The sequence below is a fragment of the Spirosoma oryzae genome (genome assembly GCF_003002825.1).
Taxonomy (GTDB): Bacteria; Bacteroidota; Bacteroidia; order Cytophagales; family Spirosomataceae; genus Spirosoma; species Spirosoma oryzae.
Genome location: NZ_PVTE01000023.1, coordinates 16,767 through 33,600, shown reverse-complemented (window position 1 = coordinate 33,600; position 16,834 = coordinate 16,767). Strand labels below are relative to the sequence as shown.

Annotated in this window: 12 protein-coding genes; 5 read left to right on the top strand and 7 right to left on the bottom strand. The window is 54.9% G+C overall.

Features of this window, described 5'->3' with window-relative positions; translation table 11 throughout:
- Positions 1–27 precede the first annotated feature (27 nt).
- The 4 genes from CLV58_RS21540 to CLV58_RS21525 all read right to left on the bottom strand — a co-directional run bounded on the left by CLV58_RS21540 (position 28) and on the right by CLV58_RS21525 (position 8,061).
- Positions 28–3,009: a sialate O-acetylesterase gene (locus CLV58_RS21540; RefSeq protein ID WP_106139907.1), complete on the bottom strand. Its 2,982-nt coding sequence runs from the start codon at positions 3,007–3,009 to the stop codon at positions 28–30.
- Between the two features lie 150 nt (positions 3,010–3,159).
- Positions 3,160–4,956, bottom strand: a complete 1,797-nt coding sequence (gene aspS / locus CLV58_RS21535) for an aspartate--tRNA ligase (RefSeq protein WP_106139906.1) — start codon at positions 4,954–4,956, stop codon at positions 3,160–3,162.
- A gap of 190 nt (positions 4,957–5,146) precedes the next feature.
- Positions 5,147–6,634, bottom strand: coding sequence for an amidohydrolase (locus CLV58_RS21530; protein ID WP_106139905.1), 1,488 nt, complete (start codon positions 6,632–6,634; stop codon positions 5,147–5,149).
- A gap of 260 nt (positions 6,635–6,894) precedes the next feature.
- Positions 6,895–8,061, bottom strand: a complete 1,167-nt coding sequence (locus CLV58_RS21525; protein ID WP_106139904.1) for a glycoside hydrolase family 43 protein — start codon at positions 8,059–8,061, stop codon at positions 6,895–6,897.
- Positions 8,062–8,171: 110 nt separating this feature from the next.
- On the opposite strand from CLV58_RS21525, the gene CLV58_RS21520 reads away from it, so the two are divergent.
- Together CLV58_RS21520 and CLV58_RS21515 are read left to right on the top strand one after the other, a co-directional pair.
- Positions 8,172–9,137, top strand: coding sequence for an HNH endonuclease (locus CLV58_RS21520; protein ID WP_106139903.1), 966 nt, complete (start codon positions 8,172–8,174; stop codon positions 9,135–9,137).
- Positions 9,134–10,330, top strand: a complete 1,197-nt coding sequence (locus tag CLV58_RS21515; protein ID WP_106139902.1) for an acetyltransferase domain-containing protein — start codon at positions 9,134–9,136, stop codon at positions 10,328–10,330. Before CLV58_RS21520 ends, CLV58_RS21515 begins: the two co-directional genes overlap by 4 nt.
- A 92-nt stretch (positions 10,331–10,422) precedes the next feature.
- Here CLV58_RS21515 and CLV58_RS21510 read toward each other — a convergent pair whose 3' ends face one another.
- Positions 10,423–11,739: a DUF4249 domain-containing protein gene (locus CLV58_RS21510; protein WP_106139901.1), complete on the bottom strand. Its 1,317-nt coding sequence runs from the start codon at positions 11,737–11,739 to the stop codon at positions 10,423–10,425.
- A 302-nt stretch (positions 11,740–12,041) separates the two neighbouring features.
- Between CLV58_RS21510 and CLV58_RS21505 the strand changes: the two genes are divergently transcribed.
- Both CLV58_RS21505 and CLV58_RS21500 read left to right on the top strand, forming a co-directional pair.
- Positions 12,042–14,447 (top strand): TonB-dependent receptor, encoded by a 2,406-nt coding sequence (locus CLV58_RS21505; protein WP_106139900.1) that lies wholly within the window; start codon positions 12,042–12,044, stop codon positions 14,445–14,447.
- A gap of 352 nt (positions 14,448–14,799) precedes the next feature.
- Positions 14,800–15,462, top strand: a complete 663-nt coding sequence (locus CLV58_RS21500; protein ID WP_106139899.1) for a hypothetical protein — start codon at positions 14,800–14,802, stop codon at positions 15,460–15,462.
- 13 nt (positions 15,463–15,475) lie between these two features.
- Here CLV58_RS21500 and CLV58_RS21495 read toward each other — a convergent pair whose 3' ends face one another.
- Positions 15,476–15,739: a DUF2442 domain-containing protein gene (locus tag CLV58_RS21495; RefSeq protein WP_106139898.1), complete on the bottom strand. Its 264-nt coding sequence runs from the start codon at positions 15,737–15,739 to the stop codon at positions 15,476–15,478.
- A 61-nt stretch (positions 15,740–15,800) separates the two neighbouring features.
- Here CLV58_RS21495 and CLV58_RS21490 point away from each other — a divergent pair, with 61 nt between their 5' ends.
- A complete protein-coding gene (locus tag CLV58_RS21490) occupies positions 15,801–16,079 on the top strand; it encodes a hypothetical protein (RefSeq protein ID WP_106139897.1) in 279 nt (92 codons plus the stop codon).
- 28 nt (positions 16,080–16,107) lie between these two features.
- Here CLV58_RS21490 and CLV58_RS21485 read toward each other — a convergent pair whose 3' ends face one another.
- Positions 16,108–16,710, bottom strand: a complete 603-nt coding sequence (locus CLV58_RS21485; RefSeq protein WP_106139896.1) for an isochorismatase family protein — start codon at positions 16,708–16,710, stop codon at positions 16,108–16,110.
- Positions 16,711–16,834 lie beyond the last annotated feature (124 nt).

Sequence of the window (16,834 nt, the reverse complement as noted above, 5' to 3'; positions counted from 1 at the left end):
TTAATCATGCGTTAATGATATATTCTATCATTTTAGGCGAATCATCAGACTGGCCGTATCGTCTTCGCCATTGGTATAGCCATTGCCGGGCGTACTGTCGGGATCGATGATCGAGGAACTGCTGATCTGGGCCTGTAGCGTTCCCGCACTGCTGACCCGAACCGTGAACCGGACGGTTGCAGAATCCGCCGACGAAACGCCCGCGATCGTTCCCGACACGATCTGTCCGGACTGACTCAGGCTACTACCGCTGAGTAGTTGCCACCCACTGGGTAGGAGTACCTGCACACCGACCGATGACGCATTAGCTCCCCCCCGGTTGTTGACTGTCAGACTAACGTTGAGTGTGCCACTCGGTGGTACGGTCAGTTGACTGGGGCTTAGCATCAGGCTCAGGTCGGCTGAACTGCTACTGGTTGCGGGCTGGTTGGCTTGCACTGTTGGCAGTGGTACCTGATTCGGATTAGGGGAAGTGTACAGGGTATCTTTTCCCGGCGTCGTGCGTAGGTCAATCGTGGCCGCATCGTCCTGTCCGTCGCCGGTGCCCGAGTTGGGCTGGCTGTCAGGGTCGGGTGTCTGGCAGGCCGTTACCTGGGCGGCCAAGGCGTAATTGCCGGGCTGCGTAGCCTGCAACCTGAACACGTAATTTGTCTGGCTACCAGCCGACAGCGGCCCGGCGTTGATGGTGACCACACCACTCGCTGAACTGATCGTGGTGCTCTTGGCATCGACGAACGACAGACCGCCGGGTAATCGACTCTGAAGCACAACGTTTCGCGCTGTCGACGGCCCAGCGTTCATTACGGATAGGGTACAGGTTATGGGTTTATTGAGTGCTGCTACGCGGGTGTCGACCTGCATCGTCATCGACAGATCAGCCGGGTTGGTACTGTTGGTACACACAACGAACGTTTCGCTGGCTGCGCTGCTAACGGCCGGGCTGCTGGCTACCAGTCGGATTCGCCGGATGTCGCCGGGACTGGTCGTCGCGGGTAGCGTGACCGAGATTGGGCTACTCGTGCCACTGCCAATTGCCGTTGGGTTCGTAAATGAGCCGTTGGTATCAGACAATTGCACCGTATACAAATTCGTGGCGTCAACGGCGCTTTCGGTCCGGGTGAAACCGACGCTGAACGCATCACCGGGACAAACATTCGGAACCGGATCGGTCAGGGTCAGGACGGGCGGTACGGCAGTCACCGGTTCGGAACCCTGATACAGCGTGGTCCGGCCGTACAGCAATGTCGTTTCAAACCAGATACCATCGCCCGTACTCCCCTGCTTGCGTATCGACAACCGATAACGGCCCGGCTCGACACCCCCAACCGCCATTGCTACAGGTGGGTAACTGCGTACATAGTTGAAATCAATGAATTCGGGGTAGTCAGGTGCCTGACTGGCAGAAGGCGCCGTTCGCCAGTCTGTATCGGAAAACGGGCCACCATCAAGCCGCTGCATCCGGGTTTCGACCGGTGTATTGGCCTGGATCATGGCAAAAAAGCCGTGGCTGTCTGTTTCGTAGCGATACCCGATTCGGATAATAGCTGAATCAAGTGTACCGCCCTGCACGATGGCCGGGGTAGGGGTATCGTAGGCATTGCCGGGTGCGGACGGGCTAACGGTAAACGGCTCGCTCAATGTACCGGTCAGGGCCGGCGCGGTTGCCACTGTACGTAATTGATAACTACCGTTCAGGCTGGCTGGTAACGTAAAAGACAGAGGATCGGTTAGCCCACGGGCTGATTCAGAGACGACCGTATTGGTGCCGGTATTGACCAGTTGAAGGTAGTACTGATTACCGGAGTCGGTAGGGGCGGTGCGGAAAGATGGGGCCAACAGCACATCGCCGGGGCGGTTGACGAGGGAAAGTGGATAACCACTCGTTACTAACGACGATGCATTGGCGGGTGTATAAGGGGTTGAGCGTGTGAAGAAATCAGTGTTTAGGCTCTGGTCCCAGCGGTCAATGAAGCGAACAAGCCCATTACCGGCTAAATGTACGTTATCGCCCAGTCGGTTGTCGGAACCGGTGAGATCATCGGTGGCGGGACCGTTGAAGACATCGTTGACTTCGCTGGCGAGTCGGTTCTGCGCTGAAATAACACCGGGGTTGGTCGCACCCTGCGTGTACGACACCCGCGACACGAGCCAGGCCAATTGATTGAAGGCTACCTGCGCCCGGCTTTTGCCGATAATAGCCTTCATGTTGGCAAAATACGTCGCTTCCGCTGAACCGATGTCGCCTTCGCCCTGATGCCACAGCACCGCCCGCATACCCGTCCGGGCAACGTAACTTCGCAACACGCTGCCTAGCCGCTGATAAGGAAAAAGATCCCCTGACGTACCAATGGCTGACTGTAGCCATTGCGTACTTGACGTACCCGGTTGGGCTGCTCCCAGAAACAGCACCGGTACGTTGAGCCGACTGACCAGTTTATCCCCCAGCCGAGCCCAGATGTGCGGTGGCTGGCTGGGACCGATGTTGCTACCGGCACTGGCGTGACTAAACTGCAACGGATATAGGTGTTCTTCGATACGGTTGATTTGCCGAATATCGACGCAGGAGACCCGATCGTCGGTAGCACCGGGTTCCCGTTCGAAGCCGCCCACCGCGTTGGATTGACCCGCTACAACAAATACTTCCCCCACACCAACCCGGTTGACAGACGTTTGCGCGACAACTGATCCATTCGTGACGGCTCTGACGTCAAGCCGGTACCAGCCCGCCGGAACAGTTACGAAGCCTCGAAACACGCGCGATCCCGACAGGAGCGACAAGCTTGTCCAGGCGGTTACGGAACCCTGCCCAGTGGATAAGGGCACAAACCGGGCATCGATGGTGGTGGCTGTGGCAGGTGCTGTGCCGGTGACGAGTATACTGGCCTGATTGGCCTGATTGCGCTGGAAGACCATGCGGGTCACCGGACTGGTGATGGTCAGTTGTGCGGAAACAGAAAACGAGCACAGGCCCGCCAGTAGTAGCGTAAGCCACACGACACGGAAAATCATTCAGCAGTAGGATAAAGCAGTAGGAGTACCGTTTAATGTTTATTAAACGGTAGGTAAAGGTAGTCGTAAAACGAGAACCCCTTAGGTATTAGCATAGCGAGTATGCTAATACCTAAGGGGTTCTTTACAAAAATCCTGCCTAACGTATACTTATTTGGTAGGCGCAGTAGTCGCTATTTTCAGCTCGTCGAGTTGCTTGTCGGCAATTGTCGAGGGCGAGTCGATCATCACGTCGCGGCCCGAGTTGTTTTTCGGGAAGGCGATGAAGTCGCGAATGGAATCGGAACCGCCGAACAGCGAGCAAAGCCGGTCGAAACCGAAGGCTAGTCCACCGTGTGGAGGTGCACCATACTCGAACGCATCCATCAGGAAGCCAAACTGCGCTTTAGCTTCTTCGTCGGAGAAGCCAAGCAGGCTGAACATGCGGGCCTGTAGATCGCGGTTGAAAATCCGGATCGAGCCACCGCCCACTTCCGTCCCGTTGATAACCAGATCGTACGCGTTGGCCCGTACCATGCCGAGCATCTCCTCGTTGTCGAGCAGTGGGATATCTTCGGGCTTGGGCGAGGTGAAAGGATGGTGCATAGCGAACCAGCGGTTCTCTTCTTCACCGTATTCCAGCAGCGGGAAGTCGAGCACCCAGAGCGTGCTGAACACGTTCGGGTCGCGCAGGCCCAGACGCGTACCCATTTCGAGCCGCAACTCGTTCAACTGCTTGCGGGCTTTGGCAGAATCCCCCGAAATAATGAGCATCAGATCGCCGGGTTTGGCCTTAAACTGTACCGCCCACTTTTGCAGGTCTTCTTCCGAATAAAACTTGTCGACCGACGATTTGAGCGTGCCCGGTTCGCCGTCGCGATCTTCGTTGTAGCGAACGTAGATCAGGCCCTTCGCGCCGATTTGCGGGCGTTTCACCCAATCGGTCAGCTCGTCGATTTGTTTGCGGGTGTAGTGGGCACAGCCAGGTACGTTGATTCCGACGACTAGTTCGGCCGAATCGAATACGCCAAAGCCTTTACCCGACGTCAGGTCGACCGTGTCGAAGGTACCTTTCAGTTCCACAAACTTCATGTCGAAGCGGGTATCGGGCTTGTCGGAGCCGTAGAACTTCATGGCGTCGGCGTAGGTCATGCGCGGTACCTCGGGCAGGTCGATGCCTTTCACGTTCTTGAACAGATGGCGTACCAGCCCTTCAAACATGTTCAGCACGTCTTCCTGCTCCACAAACGACATCTCACAGTCGATCTGCGTAAATTCCGGCTGCCGGTCAGCGCGCAGATCTTCGTCGCGGAAACACTTGACAATCTGGTAGTACCGGTCGAAGCCCGATACCATCAGTAATTGCTTGAACGTCTGTGGTGACTGGGGCAGGGCGTAGAATTCGCCGGGATTCATGCGGCTGGGGACCACAAAGTCACGCGCACCTTCGGGCGTCGATTTGATCAGTACCGGCGTTTCGACTTCGATGAACCCCTGCCCATCCATATAAATCCGGGTTTGCTGCGCCATGCGGTGCCGCAATTCCAGGTTCCGGCGGACGGGGTTCCGGCGCAGGTCGAGGTAGCGGTACTTCATCCGCAGATCGTCGCCCCCGTCGGTATCATCATCGATCAGGAAGGGCGGCAGTTTGGCGGGATTCAGTACGGTAAGCTCCGTCACTTTCAACTCGATATCGCCGGTCGGAATGTTCGGATTTTTCGACTTCCGTTCGATCACCGTACCGGTTGCCTGCACCACGAATTCGCGACCCAGCGAACGGGCTGTCGTGAAGAGTTCTGGTGCTGTCTGCCCGTCTTCGAGCAGCAGCTGCGTGATACCGTAGCGGTCGCGCAGGTCGATCCAGAGTACCCCCCCTTTGTCGCGGATGGTCTGTACCCACCCGGCCAGGGTAACGGTGGTGTTAGCGTCGGAAAGGCGGAGTTCTCCGCAGGTTTTGGAACGAAGCATGAGTTCTTAATGATAGACTGATTGAGTGATAGAATGATTGAATAAGCCAGTCCAGGAAACTTTCAGTCAATCATTCTATCACTCAATCAGTCAAAATGGATTTCTGCAAAGGTAGGGAGTTTGCCCAAACCGACGCAGTAAGCACTTTACCAGCTTGCTGATTCAATCATTCAGTCACTCAACAAATCAATCATTTCCGATAATCCAGCGCGGGCTTGCGGTTGCCGAGCAGGGCTTCGTATTTGAAGTCGGCCCCGCGTTTCTGCTGCCATTCGGCGCGCGCTTTTTCGATCAGTGCGGGGTTTTTGTAGAGGTCGAGCGCCGTCAGGGCGAGGGTTTTGGCCGCAACCAGCATTCCTTTCTGACCGATGCCCATACCACTGGCGGCCGTCGACTGCCAGCTGTGGGCCGACGAACCCGGCACCCAGGTCGCTGTCGACAAGCCTACGGTGGGAACGGTCCAGCTTACGTCGCCAACGTCGGTCGATCCGCCACTCGTCGCGCTTTCCGACGCATCCCGGAAGTCTTTCACCGTAGCGGCTTCTTCGATGGGTACTTTCTTGTCGAAGGTCGTGCTGATCTGTTTGGCGAAGGCCGTTTCTTCGGCATTATACTGCACGCCACCCACCGTTTTCAGGTTCTGATGCATCACTTCGGCCAGGGTAACGTTGGGCAACAGGTTGAAGACACCGCCCAGAATTTCCCACTCGACTTTCGTGCCGGTTCCTTTGGCGGCTCCTTCAGCTGCGTTCTCGATGCGCTTCCAGACACTTTGCAGAATGTCGCGGTCTTTGTGGCGGGCGTAGTAATACACTTCGGCGAAGGCCGGTACCACGTTGGGTGCTTCCCCGCCTTTGGTGATGACATAGTGAATGCGCGTGTCCTGCGGAATATGTTCGCGCATCAGGTTGACCATGTAATCCATCGCTTCGACACCGTCGAGTGCCGACCGACCCCGCTCGGGCGACGCGGCTGCGTGGGCGGCAATGCCCCGAAAGCGGAACTTGGCGTTTTTGTTGGCCAGCGACGTTCCGGCATCAGCCGCGTTTTTATCGCCGGGGTGCCAGTGCAGTACGGCGTCGACGCCGTCGAACAGCCCCTCGCGTACCATGTACACCTTACCCGAACCGCCTTCTTCTGCGGGGCAACCGTAAATCTTGATCGTGCCGCTGTGCCCCGACCGTTTGAGCCAGTCTTTAATTTCCGTGGCTGCGGCTACCGATGCGGTGCCGAACAGGTTGTGGCCACAGCCGTGCCCGCCTTTCTGCCCGGCAATGGGCGTGAAGTCGGGTTTGGCTTCGGTGGCCAGACCGGGCAGGGCGTCGTATTCGCCCAAAATACCGATGACCGGCTTGCCCGAGCCGTATGTCGCGACGAAGGCCGTGGGAATACCGGCGACGCCCGTCTTTACGTCGAAGCCTTCTTTGCGCAACTGTTCTTCCAGCAAAGCCGCACTTTTCTCTTCCTGATACCCCAGCTCGGCGAAATCCCAGATCTGCTTGGAAATACCCGCGTATTCCGGGAACCGCTTATTCAGATCGGTCAGGATGGCTTGCTTGTCGCTGTCGGTCGTGGTAGCCGACGCGGCTTTAATCGCTTTTTTGGTTTGGGCCGCACTAGGCTGGGTAATGGATAGCGCCGGGAGAAGCAGCGCTGTGACGAGGAGTTGTTTTTTCATAGAGTTACTGGTTGTATTGGTTGGGTGCTGGTTGAAGACCCCTAAATCCCCTGAAGGGGACTTTGTCCAAGCGTAAGAAAAGTCCCCTTCAGGGGATTTAGGGGTAGATGAATTCTAAAAATAGAAAAAATGTAGCCATCTGCCACTAGGTAGCCGATTTGTTGACCCGGTATGCCGCTAAAAAGCCCGTTGCCGTGCGGTCGACGCATGGCAACGGGCTTTTGTGATCTGTTGGGGGCGGTGGACTTAATCCGTTCGTATCAGCGGGTGTTGCCCTTGGCCTGTACGCCCGAGGGTAATTTCTGGGGCGATGTGGTTGGCCCGTCGATCGTAATTCGTCCGTCTTTTACGTGCATCCGGTCGATGAAAACGACCCGCTCGTCACCGGTTTTGGCGGTCCGGCCGTGGTAGACGCAGAACATTTCCCTGCCGTCGGGGGAGTACGTAACGCTGTTATGACCCGTACCCGTTACCGAGCCGCCTTTGTCGCTGTTCTTTTCCAGAATCGGGTTGTTAGCCGCTTTGCGGAACGGTCCCAGCGGGGAGGTTGCCGTGGCATACCCGATGGCGTAATACTGCCCGCCGAAATGATTGGCCGAGTACATGATATAATACAGGTTATCTTTCTTGAACGTCACAGAGCCTTCCGTCCAGCGTCGGTTGACTTCGCGGGCCGTTACCGACCGACTTTCCCACTCCGCCTGTTTGTCGCCCAGCTTGACGGGTGGACGCAGTACCAGCACCGGCTTGCCGATCACGCCCGAAAAGTCGGGCTTCAGCTCGACGCCGTACACCCAGCTTTCTTCGATCTCCTGATACCAGCCTTTCTGGCGGGCCATCCGGGCCACCTCACTGTCGACAGCATGTTTGTAGCAGCAGCGGGAATAATACAGATACATCTTACCGTTGCTGTCTGTGAATACGTTGGCGTCGATAACGGGGTAACCGGGGTCGAAAAGCGGTTTGTTGGTCAGGTCGACGAACGGGCCGGTCGGTTTGTCGGCGATGGCCACCCCGATGCGGAAGTTTTCGACTTCGTTGGTGGGGTTCACGCGCCATTGGGCGCTGTAGAAGAGGTAGTATTTACCCTTCACTTCGTAGACTTCGGGTGCCCAGTAGGCCCCGTCCCACTTGGCTTTCGGGTCGCTCCAGCCGTTTTTATTGTCGTGGAAATAGACCTGCCCTTCCGGTTTCCAGTGGACCATGTCTTTCGATGAATAAGCGGCAAAGCCCTGTTTCGCCCCGCCCCCCGTGCCATACATATAGTAGGTGCCCTGCGTGTGAAGGACGTAGGGATCGCCGAATTCGACGGGTAACGGATTGGTGTAAGTAGCTTTTTGTGTCGTCGTCGTCGGGGATGTCTGCGCCACGACTGGCGACAGCGTAAACACGGCCAGGAGAAGCCCCAGCGCCGGTAATCGATTCATACGTATGAGCGAGTTTAGGAAAGCAAAGGTAAGTATATTGTTGCCGACCATAGTGACGTGAACCTGGCCTCGACATAGTTGGAAAATCATACCATGTGTCTCTACCGCCTATGACCCCTATTTTCTACCAACGGCAGCTAGCAGCATACCGTCGCCGATTTAGCAAATTGCGGCAGGGGGGGACGCAGTATGGTAAGGCACCGCACAAACCAGTTTTTCTGTTAACGCTTATTGAGTTGATTGAGCGTAATGAAATCACGGAGAATCGTGTCGTAATTACCCCCGAACTGGTCGCTTCGTTTAAAGAAAATTTTGGCCTGCTGGTAACCGTAGCTAATAAGGACGACTTCACACAACCGTTCTTTTACTTGAAAAATGAAGGGTTCTGGTTTTTGAAGCCGAAGGCGGGGTTCTTACTGGATACATACATTCGAAGCGTTCAGACGCTGAACGATCGGCTCGACTATGCCTATTTTGCGGATGACCTGTTTGACTTATTGACCCATGCTGATGCCCGTCAGCAACTGAAATTTACCATCCTCGATACGTACTTTCCAGTGACCAAAACGGCGTACGAGCAGGTAAAACAGGCAGGACGTAGCTATGTGCGTGAGCTGGAAACATACTTGTTGAACGAACGAGAAATGCCTTACCGGCAGGGAATACCGTTGACTGACGATGAGGAAACACGTTTCGTGCGCGGTGGACTATTCAAAAAACTTGTTCCGAAAGTATATGGTTTCACTTGCGCCATTTCAGGTATGAACGTGATTTCGACAGATGGGTTGTCGTTGGTGGAAGCCTGCCACATTGTACCGATCAGCGTTTCCGGTAATGATAAGGTTACCAACGGAATTGCGCTCTGTCCAACGCTGCATACCGCTTTCGATCGGGGAATGATTGGTGTTGATGAGCAATTTCAGGTACGTGTCTCACCGGCTCTGGCCGATGCGATAAGCAGTCCTTACAACCTTAGCCAGTTTCATGGTCAGCCGATACGCTTGCCGTTCGGTGAGATACATTACCCAAGACCGGAAGCCTTCGCCTGGCATATGAAAGAGCGGTTTAAACGATGAAAATTACGACTACATTCAACGAGCGTGTTCTCGCCGAGCGTATTCTCGCCATTGATACGGTGCGGGGGCTGGTCATGGTGATTATGGCCCTCGACCATGTCCGTGATCTGCTGCACCTGCCCGCCCAGACCCAGGACCCGACCGACCTGAACACGACAACGGCTCCGATCTTCCTGACCCGCTGGATCACGCATCTGTGCGCGCCGACATTCGTGTTTCTGTCGGGAACGTCGGCGTATCTGTCGCTGCAAAAACGGCGGCAGCAGGGTGGGTCAACAGCGCAGACGCGCCAGTTTCTGCTTCGTCGGGGGCTGGTGCTGATCGGGCTGGAACTCACGCTGATCAACTTCGCTTTCTGGACGGACATTCAGTTTCGGACGATGCTAATCCAGGTGATCTACGCGATTGGTGGTGGACTGGTGCTGCTGTCGTTGCTGGCTCGGTTGCCTGTTCGATGGGTAGGTACGCTGGGTATACTGATCGTTTTTACGCACGACCTGCTGTTACTTGTCCCGCCGGTTGCCAGTCCCGTCGGGCAGGTGATCTGGGCGTTGCTGTTCAGGCTTCAGCTGTTTCCCAGCCCGTCGTTTACCCTGCTGGTTGCCTACCCGCTCGTGCCGTGGCTGGGTATCATGCTGGTGGGTTACGCCAGCGGTATGCTGTTTGGTCGACCGCTGATTGACCGACGGCGGTGGTTATGCATAGGGGGGCTGGTGAGTCTCGCCCTGTTTGTCGGGTTGCGCTTTATCAATCAGTACGGCGATGTGGCACACTGGTCGGCGCAGCGGACGGGCTTGTTTACGGTGCTGTCGTTTCTGAATGTCAGTAAATACCCGCCCTCACTGCTGTACACATTGCTGATGCTGGGACTGATGGCGCTGCTGCTGGCCTGGACCGATGGCGTCGATAATGGACTGACCCGCGTGCTCCGCGTGTACGGCACGGTGCCGATGGTTTATTACCTGATACACTGGTATCTGATCAAGCTGATTATGATTGGGCTGGTCTATGCGCAGGGCTATTCGCTCGTAATCGGGACGCTGAGCTTCGGTCGGCCACCGGGCTTTGGTGTGTCGTTGCCCGTCGTCTACCTGATCTGGCTTGGTGTCGTTGCGTCGTTGTACCCCTTGTGTCGCTGGTATGGACGCTATAAAATTGCGCACCCGGAACAGGTCTGGTTACGCTACATATAACCTGTCAGTAAAGGCTTTCAATGATCTCCGATCAACTGTATCTGATTGATGCGCAGCGTCCAATAACGTAGTACAGTTGATTACCACAGTCGTTAGTCCCGCCATCCCTCCGGCTTGAACGGAGTCCGGTTATCACTTAACAGACAAGGTGCGGTAGGGGGGCGGTCTGTCGTTGGCCACAGCCTGATTTTGGGTACGTCCCGCCCCCCCTGATAGGGCGGTGGCGGTTCCGCCATGGGTCGGCGTAGGTTGAGCGCGTAAAATAACGCATCACCTGTACCGCTAGGTGCCCCTGCTGGGTCCGTTGCCCCGAAGGAAACCCCCTGGGTATCCTTACGATCCAGCCAGTAATGAACGAGTGAAACAGCAGAAGCCGTGAAATAACCGACTACTGCCAGCGGATTGCCGGTTGTTGACCGGACGTTACCCACCAGTGCAGTTGGGGGTGTGTCGGCCAGGCCACCCGTTGTTTGCGTCTGATCCGCAAATAGTTTGTAATAGCGATAAGCATCCGCCGTCAGGGAAAGCTGACGAATGTCAACCAGTGCGGGTTGTGGCGCATAGAAGGGAATCTGAGCTACGCTTTGCCGGCTAATGATGCCTCCGTTGCTGTACAAATCATTAAAGACGTTGATGGTATAACCACGTAGAATCTGCCAGCAGGCGCTTCGGCAGGGATAGTCATATATCCAGTAGTCTTTAGGTACGTCAGGAGCGTCATAGCTTGCCTGACCAGCGGGTGGGTTGAAACAGTCCTCGTATACTTCGTCACCCGTCACAAAGTAGTCCCGGTCTTTGTAGATGTTGGGCAGGATTTTGTAGACGGAATATACCCCCTGCACGCAGCTACGACACCAATACTGGCGTTCGTACAAGAGCCAGTCCCACCGGTAGTAATTGTGCTGACCGGCTGGGTCCTGACTCTGCACATTGAGGGTGTGGCCGGCGCGGTACCCATTGAGTTGACCGGTCGGTAAACTGGTGTTGCTAAACTGAGCGGTCACCTGACTAATTGGCGGCACGGGCTGCATCACTTGCTGAGTGGATACGTAGCGGCTCCCATCGCTTAGTGTAAAGCGCAGTTGATACGCGTGGCCTACCTGACCGCGAAAGTCAGCTGGTAGTTGATACGTACCATCGGTAGTTTCTGTAGCTACGCTAACCTGCGCTGAGTCGGTTACTACGTCTACGGTCGCTTTTGTAACGGGCAGCGTACCGAAGCGACCAGTCAGTCGATCGGCTACCGACCGGTTAATCCGGATACGTTGTGGCTCCGCCAGATTGGTAATAGTGCCGTCAACAACCAGTATATCGTTCTGCTGCTGGCTGTCGACGGAAACCGGATCGACGCAGGCACCGACGACCACGGCGCATAGCCAGCAACTTGTCCATGAAAGTATACGATGCATAGTAATCGCTGTTGTATAATAGCGCTGCTCCTGATACAAGGACTGAGTAGCTCGGTTGCGGTAGTGCCAGGGCAGAAGGCTTTAAACCAGACGTTGCCCTCTTCCCCGATGTATCAAGTCTCGTAAGGTAATAATTTAATTTATGCTGTATTTAGTTATATTTAGCCGGGTAGTTATACGTGTTGGTTCGATAAATATCTAACGGCAGAGTGGATCGTCTACCAATTGAGCCTCGTGGCGGATAGCGAAAGCTTGGTTCAGGGGCAAATGTCATTCTGTACTATTGGCTAGCCAACCGCTTTATGGGGAAAACGCGGTACTCATTCTTATTTCTTTGGCTATTTCTGACGACTGGCTCCGTTGCCTGGGCGCAGTCCGGTTTTACCGTATCGGGAACTGTGACCGATTCGCTGACTGGTCAGCCCATCGAGCATGCTGTTGTTATTGTTGACTACGACCGCTCGACAACGGGCATTCATACCGATATAAATGGCCGGTACACGATCAGGCTGCCCGGCGGCTCCCGCGTTATTGTGATTCGCAGGATCGGCTACGTTCCCTTCCGGACAACCATCAGCCTGCATCAAAATCGGGAACTGACGGTTAAATTAGCCAGCGTAGCCAGTCAACTAGCCGAAGTTATTGTAACCAGCAAAAGCTTTGATCGCACTGTTAATCAACCGCTGCTGGGTGTTAGTCAGCTGAACGTCAGTCTACTCAAACGCCTGCCCAACGCTTTGGGTGAAGTCGATATCCTGCGTGGTCTTCAGTTGCTTCCGGGGGTAACCAGCGTTGGTGAAGCTGCCAACGGCGTTAATATTCGGGGAGGGACGACAGACCAGAACCTGATGCTGCTGGACGAGACGCCTATCTTCAATCCGACTCATATGTTCGGGCTGTTCTCCGTTTTTCCTCCAGAAGCGGCAACGAGCCTGGATCTGTATAAGGGAACAGTACCGGCCCGGTATGGAGGCCGGGCCGCATCGGTACTGGATGTCAGCCTACGCAATCCCTCGCTGAATCAGTTCAGTCTGAGGGGGGGGATAAGTCTGGTGGCTAACAAGCTGACGATTGAAACGCCGATTGTACGCGATAAACTGGCCCTGCTCGTTTCTGGTCGGGGGGCTGTCAATGACTTTTTACTCCGGCTTGTTTCTCCCCGCTTCTCAGGCATACGGGCCAAGTTCGGCGATGGCGTGGCCAAGTTGTTCTGGCGGCTTGACGAGCGGAACACGATCACCGCGATGGGCTACACGGGTGTCGATCTGTTTCAAACCGATCTGCTTGGTAGTCTGGCAAACGTCAATGCGGCTGGTACGCAGTACGCGCAACAAACGACGAATGGGATGATGCGCTGGTTCCACGCTGTCTCACCCCGGCTCAACTTACAGACGACGGTTATAAGTGCGCAATACAGACCGGAAATCGTGTCGATCGAAGATAGCACGGCGAATCGGGTTGTGCTCAAACAAGCCTTGGGCCAACGTCAGTTAAAGTCGAACCTGAACTACCAACTAGTCAACCAGAAGATTGAAGCAGGCGTGAGTGGGATACATTACAGCCTGAATCCGGGCGAGCTGATTCCTAACCAGAGCCCGTCAGTCAACTACCGGAGAGCACCGGCCGAGCAGGCGCTTGAACTGGCCATCCATCTGGAAGATGAGATTAGCCTGTCGGGCCGGTTGGCCCTGTCGGCCGGATTACGATACAGCTATTTTTTAAATCTGGGCCCATCGGTGGTGCGCCAATACCGGGCTGGTGAAACGCCTGATGTCAGTACGGTTGTCGACTCAATACGGTATGGTCGGGGGCAGGTAAGTGCCCGCTACGGGGGAGTGGAGCCGCGGATCGGCTTACGCTACGCTCTGAACACGCATTCATCGATCAAACTGGGCTACAACCTGATGCGTCAGTATCTGCAGGTAGTTACTAATACAACAACACCCCTACCCACCTCCCGCTGGAAAACCGCCGACGCCCACATTCAACCACAGGTTAACCAACTGGTCTCGGCAGGCTATTTTTATACTTCACCTACCGCTATTTTCGAGTTGTCCGCCGAGGGGTACTGGCGCAATACGCAGCATGTACTAGATTATAAGGCTGGCGCGGACTTTCTGTTGCAAGCCTATCCTGAAACCCAGTTGCTGAGCGGTCGTAGCAAAGCGTACGGGCTGGAGGTGATGCTGGCTAAGAAAAAAGGGGAACTGACGGGCTGGGTAAATTACACCTTCGCCCGAACGTTCAATCAGGTTAGTCAGGGCGTCTCGTTGAGCGATCAGATCAACGGTGGTAGCTGGTATCGGGCTAACTATGACCGCCCCCACAGCATCAACCTCAGCCTGAATCTGAATCAGGGTAAGCACCATAGCTTTTCGTTCAACTTTATCTACAGTACAGGCCGACCCTTTACCGCCCCCGAAGGGTTTGTCCGCTATCAAGGGCGGACATATCCGTATTACAACGAGCGGAACGGGGCTCGTCTTCCTGATTACCATCGGCTTGATTTTGCCTGGAATATTTACAATCCAAGCCTGAAGCATCGACGCTGGCAGGGGCACTGGACATTCACGGTTTATAATCTCTACGGACGTCGTAACGTGTATTCGATCTTCTACCGCACGGAAGGGCAGGCCACAAATCCGTATCAGTTAAGCATCTTCGGTGCGCCTATCCCGAGCCTGAGCTACAGTTTTGAGTTTAAATAAAAACCTTATGATAAAATAAGCCCCGCAATGGCGTAGGTCAGGAATATCACTTGCTTCCAGGCAATACGTAAGCACGAAATCCTGTGATTGCTAGCCGTTTACGTCGCTATTGGGTACTGCCTATTCTGCTGGCTATAGCAGCCGACTGTCAGTCGCCACAGGTTGAGCCTGATCCGGCTAATCCCACGCCCGGCGCTGTGCCGGTGACTGTGCCCGGTTCGGCGGCAGCCCGCCTGCGGGTGACGTTGATGAGTGAAGTGCTTCCGGAGAATAGTGCCCGGCTAACGACATTTACGTATGATCGTGACGGGTGCCTGAGTAAGGTACAGGCGGTGCAGACCCCGGATAGTACATGGGTAACAACCGAACGGAATTACTACCAGTACGACGCGAAAACCAGATGCCCAAACACCAGCATCAGATCGTTGTGCCGGCCAGCTATACGCTTGTCGCCCCGCCGGCGGAGGAGCATCAGTTCGATTACAACACAGACGGTCAGCTAACAGAGATCCGGTACAAAGCCAGTAATGGTGTTCCGTTGTGCCCCAATCAGACGATTGTCGGTCTGAGCGAACTGGATTGTAGCGGGCGGTTCAGCTATGTACTACGCCCGATATACGATGCGGCCAAAAAAGTGATAGGCAGTCAGAAAGCATATTCCTGTCAATCGACCAGTGCCACCTATGTCAGTGACTACAGCGATACCGGCGATCTGGTGACGAGTGTCCGTACGCTGACGACCATCAACGGAACAACGAGCAGCCCGCAGACCTATGCGCTTTCCTACGACACGAAAATCAATCCATTTTATGGGGTGTACGTTGTGCCCGGTTACTTCGGCGGTATCGCCAACTGGTTTTTAAACCTGAGTACGCTGAGTTCTAACAACATCACGCGTGTCGAAGGGGTAAGCTATCGGTATGAATACAGTAGCGCTAACCTACCTACGATGCGGTACACGATCATTGACGATAAGGTGATTCAAACGCTTCGCCTTGCATATGAATCCTATTGACTGCACGATGGTGTTAATAGGGGGCAGGAGCGACAAACCCCTGATGGAGTTGGACAATGGGGAAAATTAAGTCCCAGTCTTCTCCCCAAACAATGTTGCCGCGCTCCAAGTGAAACTGTTTAAAATTAGCGAGTTGCCGATATTTATCGTGCCGAGGATGCAGGTGATTTACTAAAAACGGCTCGAAATCAATTAATTGACTTGTGTCGTCAGAAAATGATAGTCGTATTTTATACCGGTCTACGTAGTTAGCTTTGGTGATTGTCAGCGTTCTCATAGCCGTTTCGTGATTTTGAGAATCGTCGGTTTCTTCTTTCAGTACGTTTGAAGGTGAAATTATGAAAACAATCTCATTTACTATCGATCTCAAGTCTTTCTGCCTTGGTGCACTAACGGTAGGAGCCGTTCTGCTGATGGCTAACAAACCAACCGGTGAGCCTGCGCAACAGAATCAGCCTGGCTGGCCAACGCAACGCTATCAGGCGGTTGTCAACAAAGACACGCGTACCATTATCATCGACACGCAGACGGGCCGGTTTCTGGTAGAACGCCCTGCTGCGGTGGGCCTGCCGGGTTGGGCACCGGTCGATTTTGAAGAGGTGTACAAGAGACGGTAATCTGGCCCGCCGATCAGCTTTCGCAGCCCTAGTCTCGTTCTGCTAACCGGGCGATAATCTCGTCGGTGGTGCCTAGTTCGCCAATACGGGGGAAGATGTTTTTCAGGCTGTGGTCATGGGCATCTTCCAAGGTATCGGTCATGGCGTCGGTGGCGAAACTGACGTTGTACCCAAATTCATTGGCTGCGCGTGCCGTCCCCTCAACGCCGACGCTGGTCGATATACCGCAGAGCACGATGCCGGTGATGCCGCGTTGCTGTAGTTCGTCGTGCAGCGGTGTGTTGAAAAACGCGTTCCACGTTTCTTTCGTGATCGTCACGTCACCCGGTTGGGGGGCTAACGGCTCGACGATGTCGAAGAAGTGATTGGCCAGCATTGTTTCCTGCTGTTGCTGTTGCCCGACTTTGTCTTTCGGAAACTGGTTGCGCTCCGATCGAACAATAGACGCCGGACTGCCAATTGGCTCGACATGAACGATCACGACGGGCAAACCGGCCTGCCGGAACGCTGTCTGCAAGCGGGCAATGGCATCGATAATAGGCTGCGTCGGGTGGGCTTTGTCGCCACTGACGATGCCGCGTTGCATATCGATCTGGACAAGGGCAGTTTTAGGATCGAGGGCTGTAATCATGGTTGTAGCTGGTTTAATCTGAATAACCGGCTTTGGTACGGCAAGGTTAGCCGGTCGCTCCCGAAAATGGGGTGTTGAAACAACGCGGTCTGTCGGTGGTTTACCGAATCAGTGCCCAATCGTT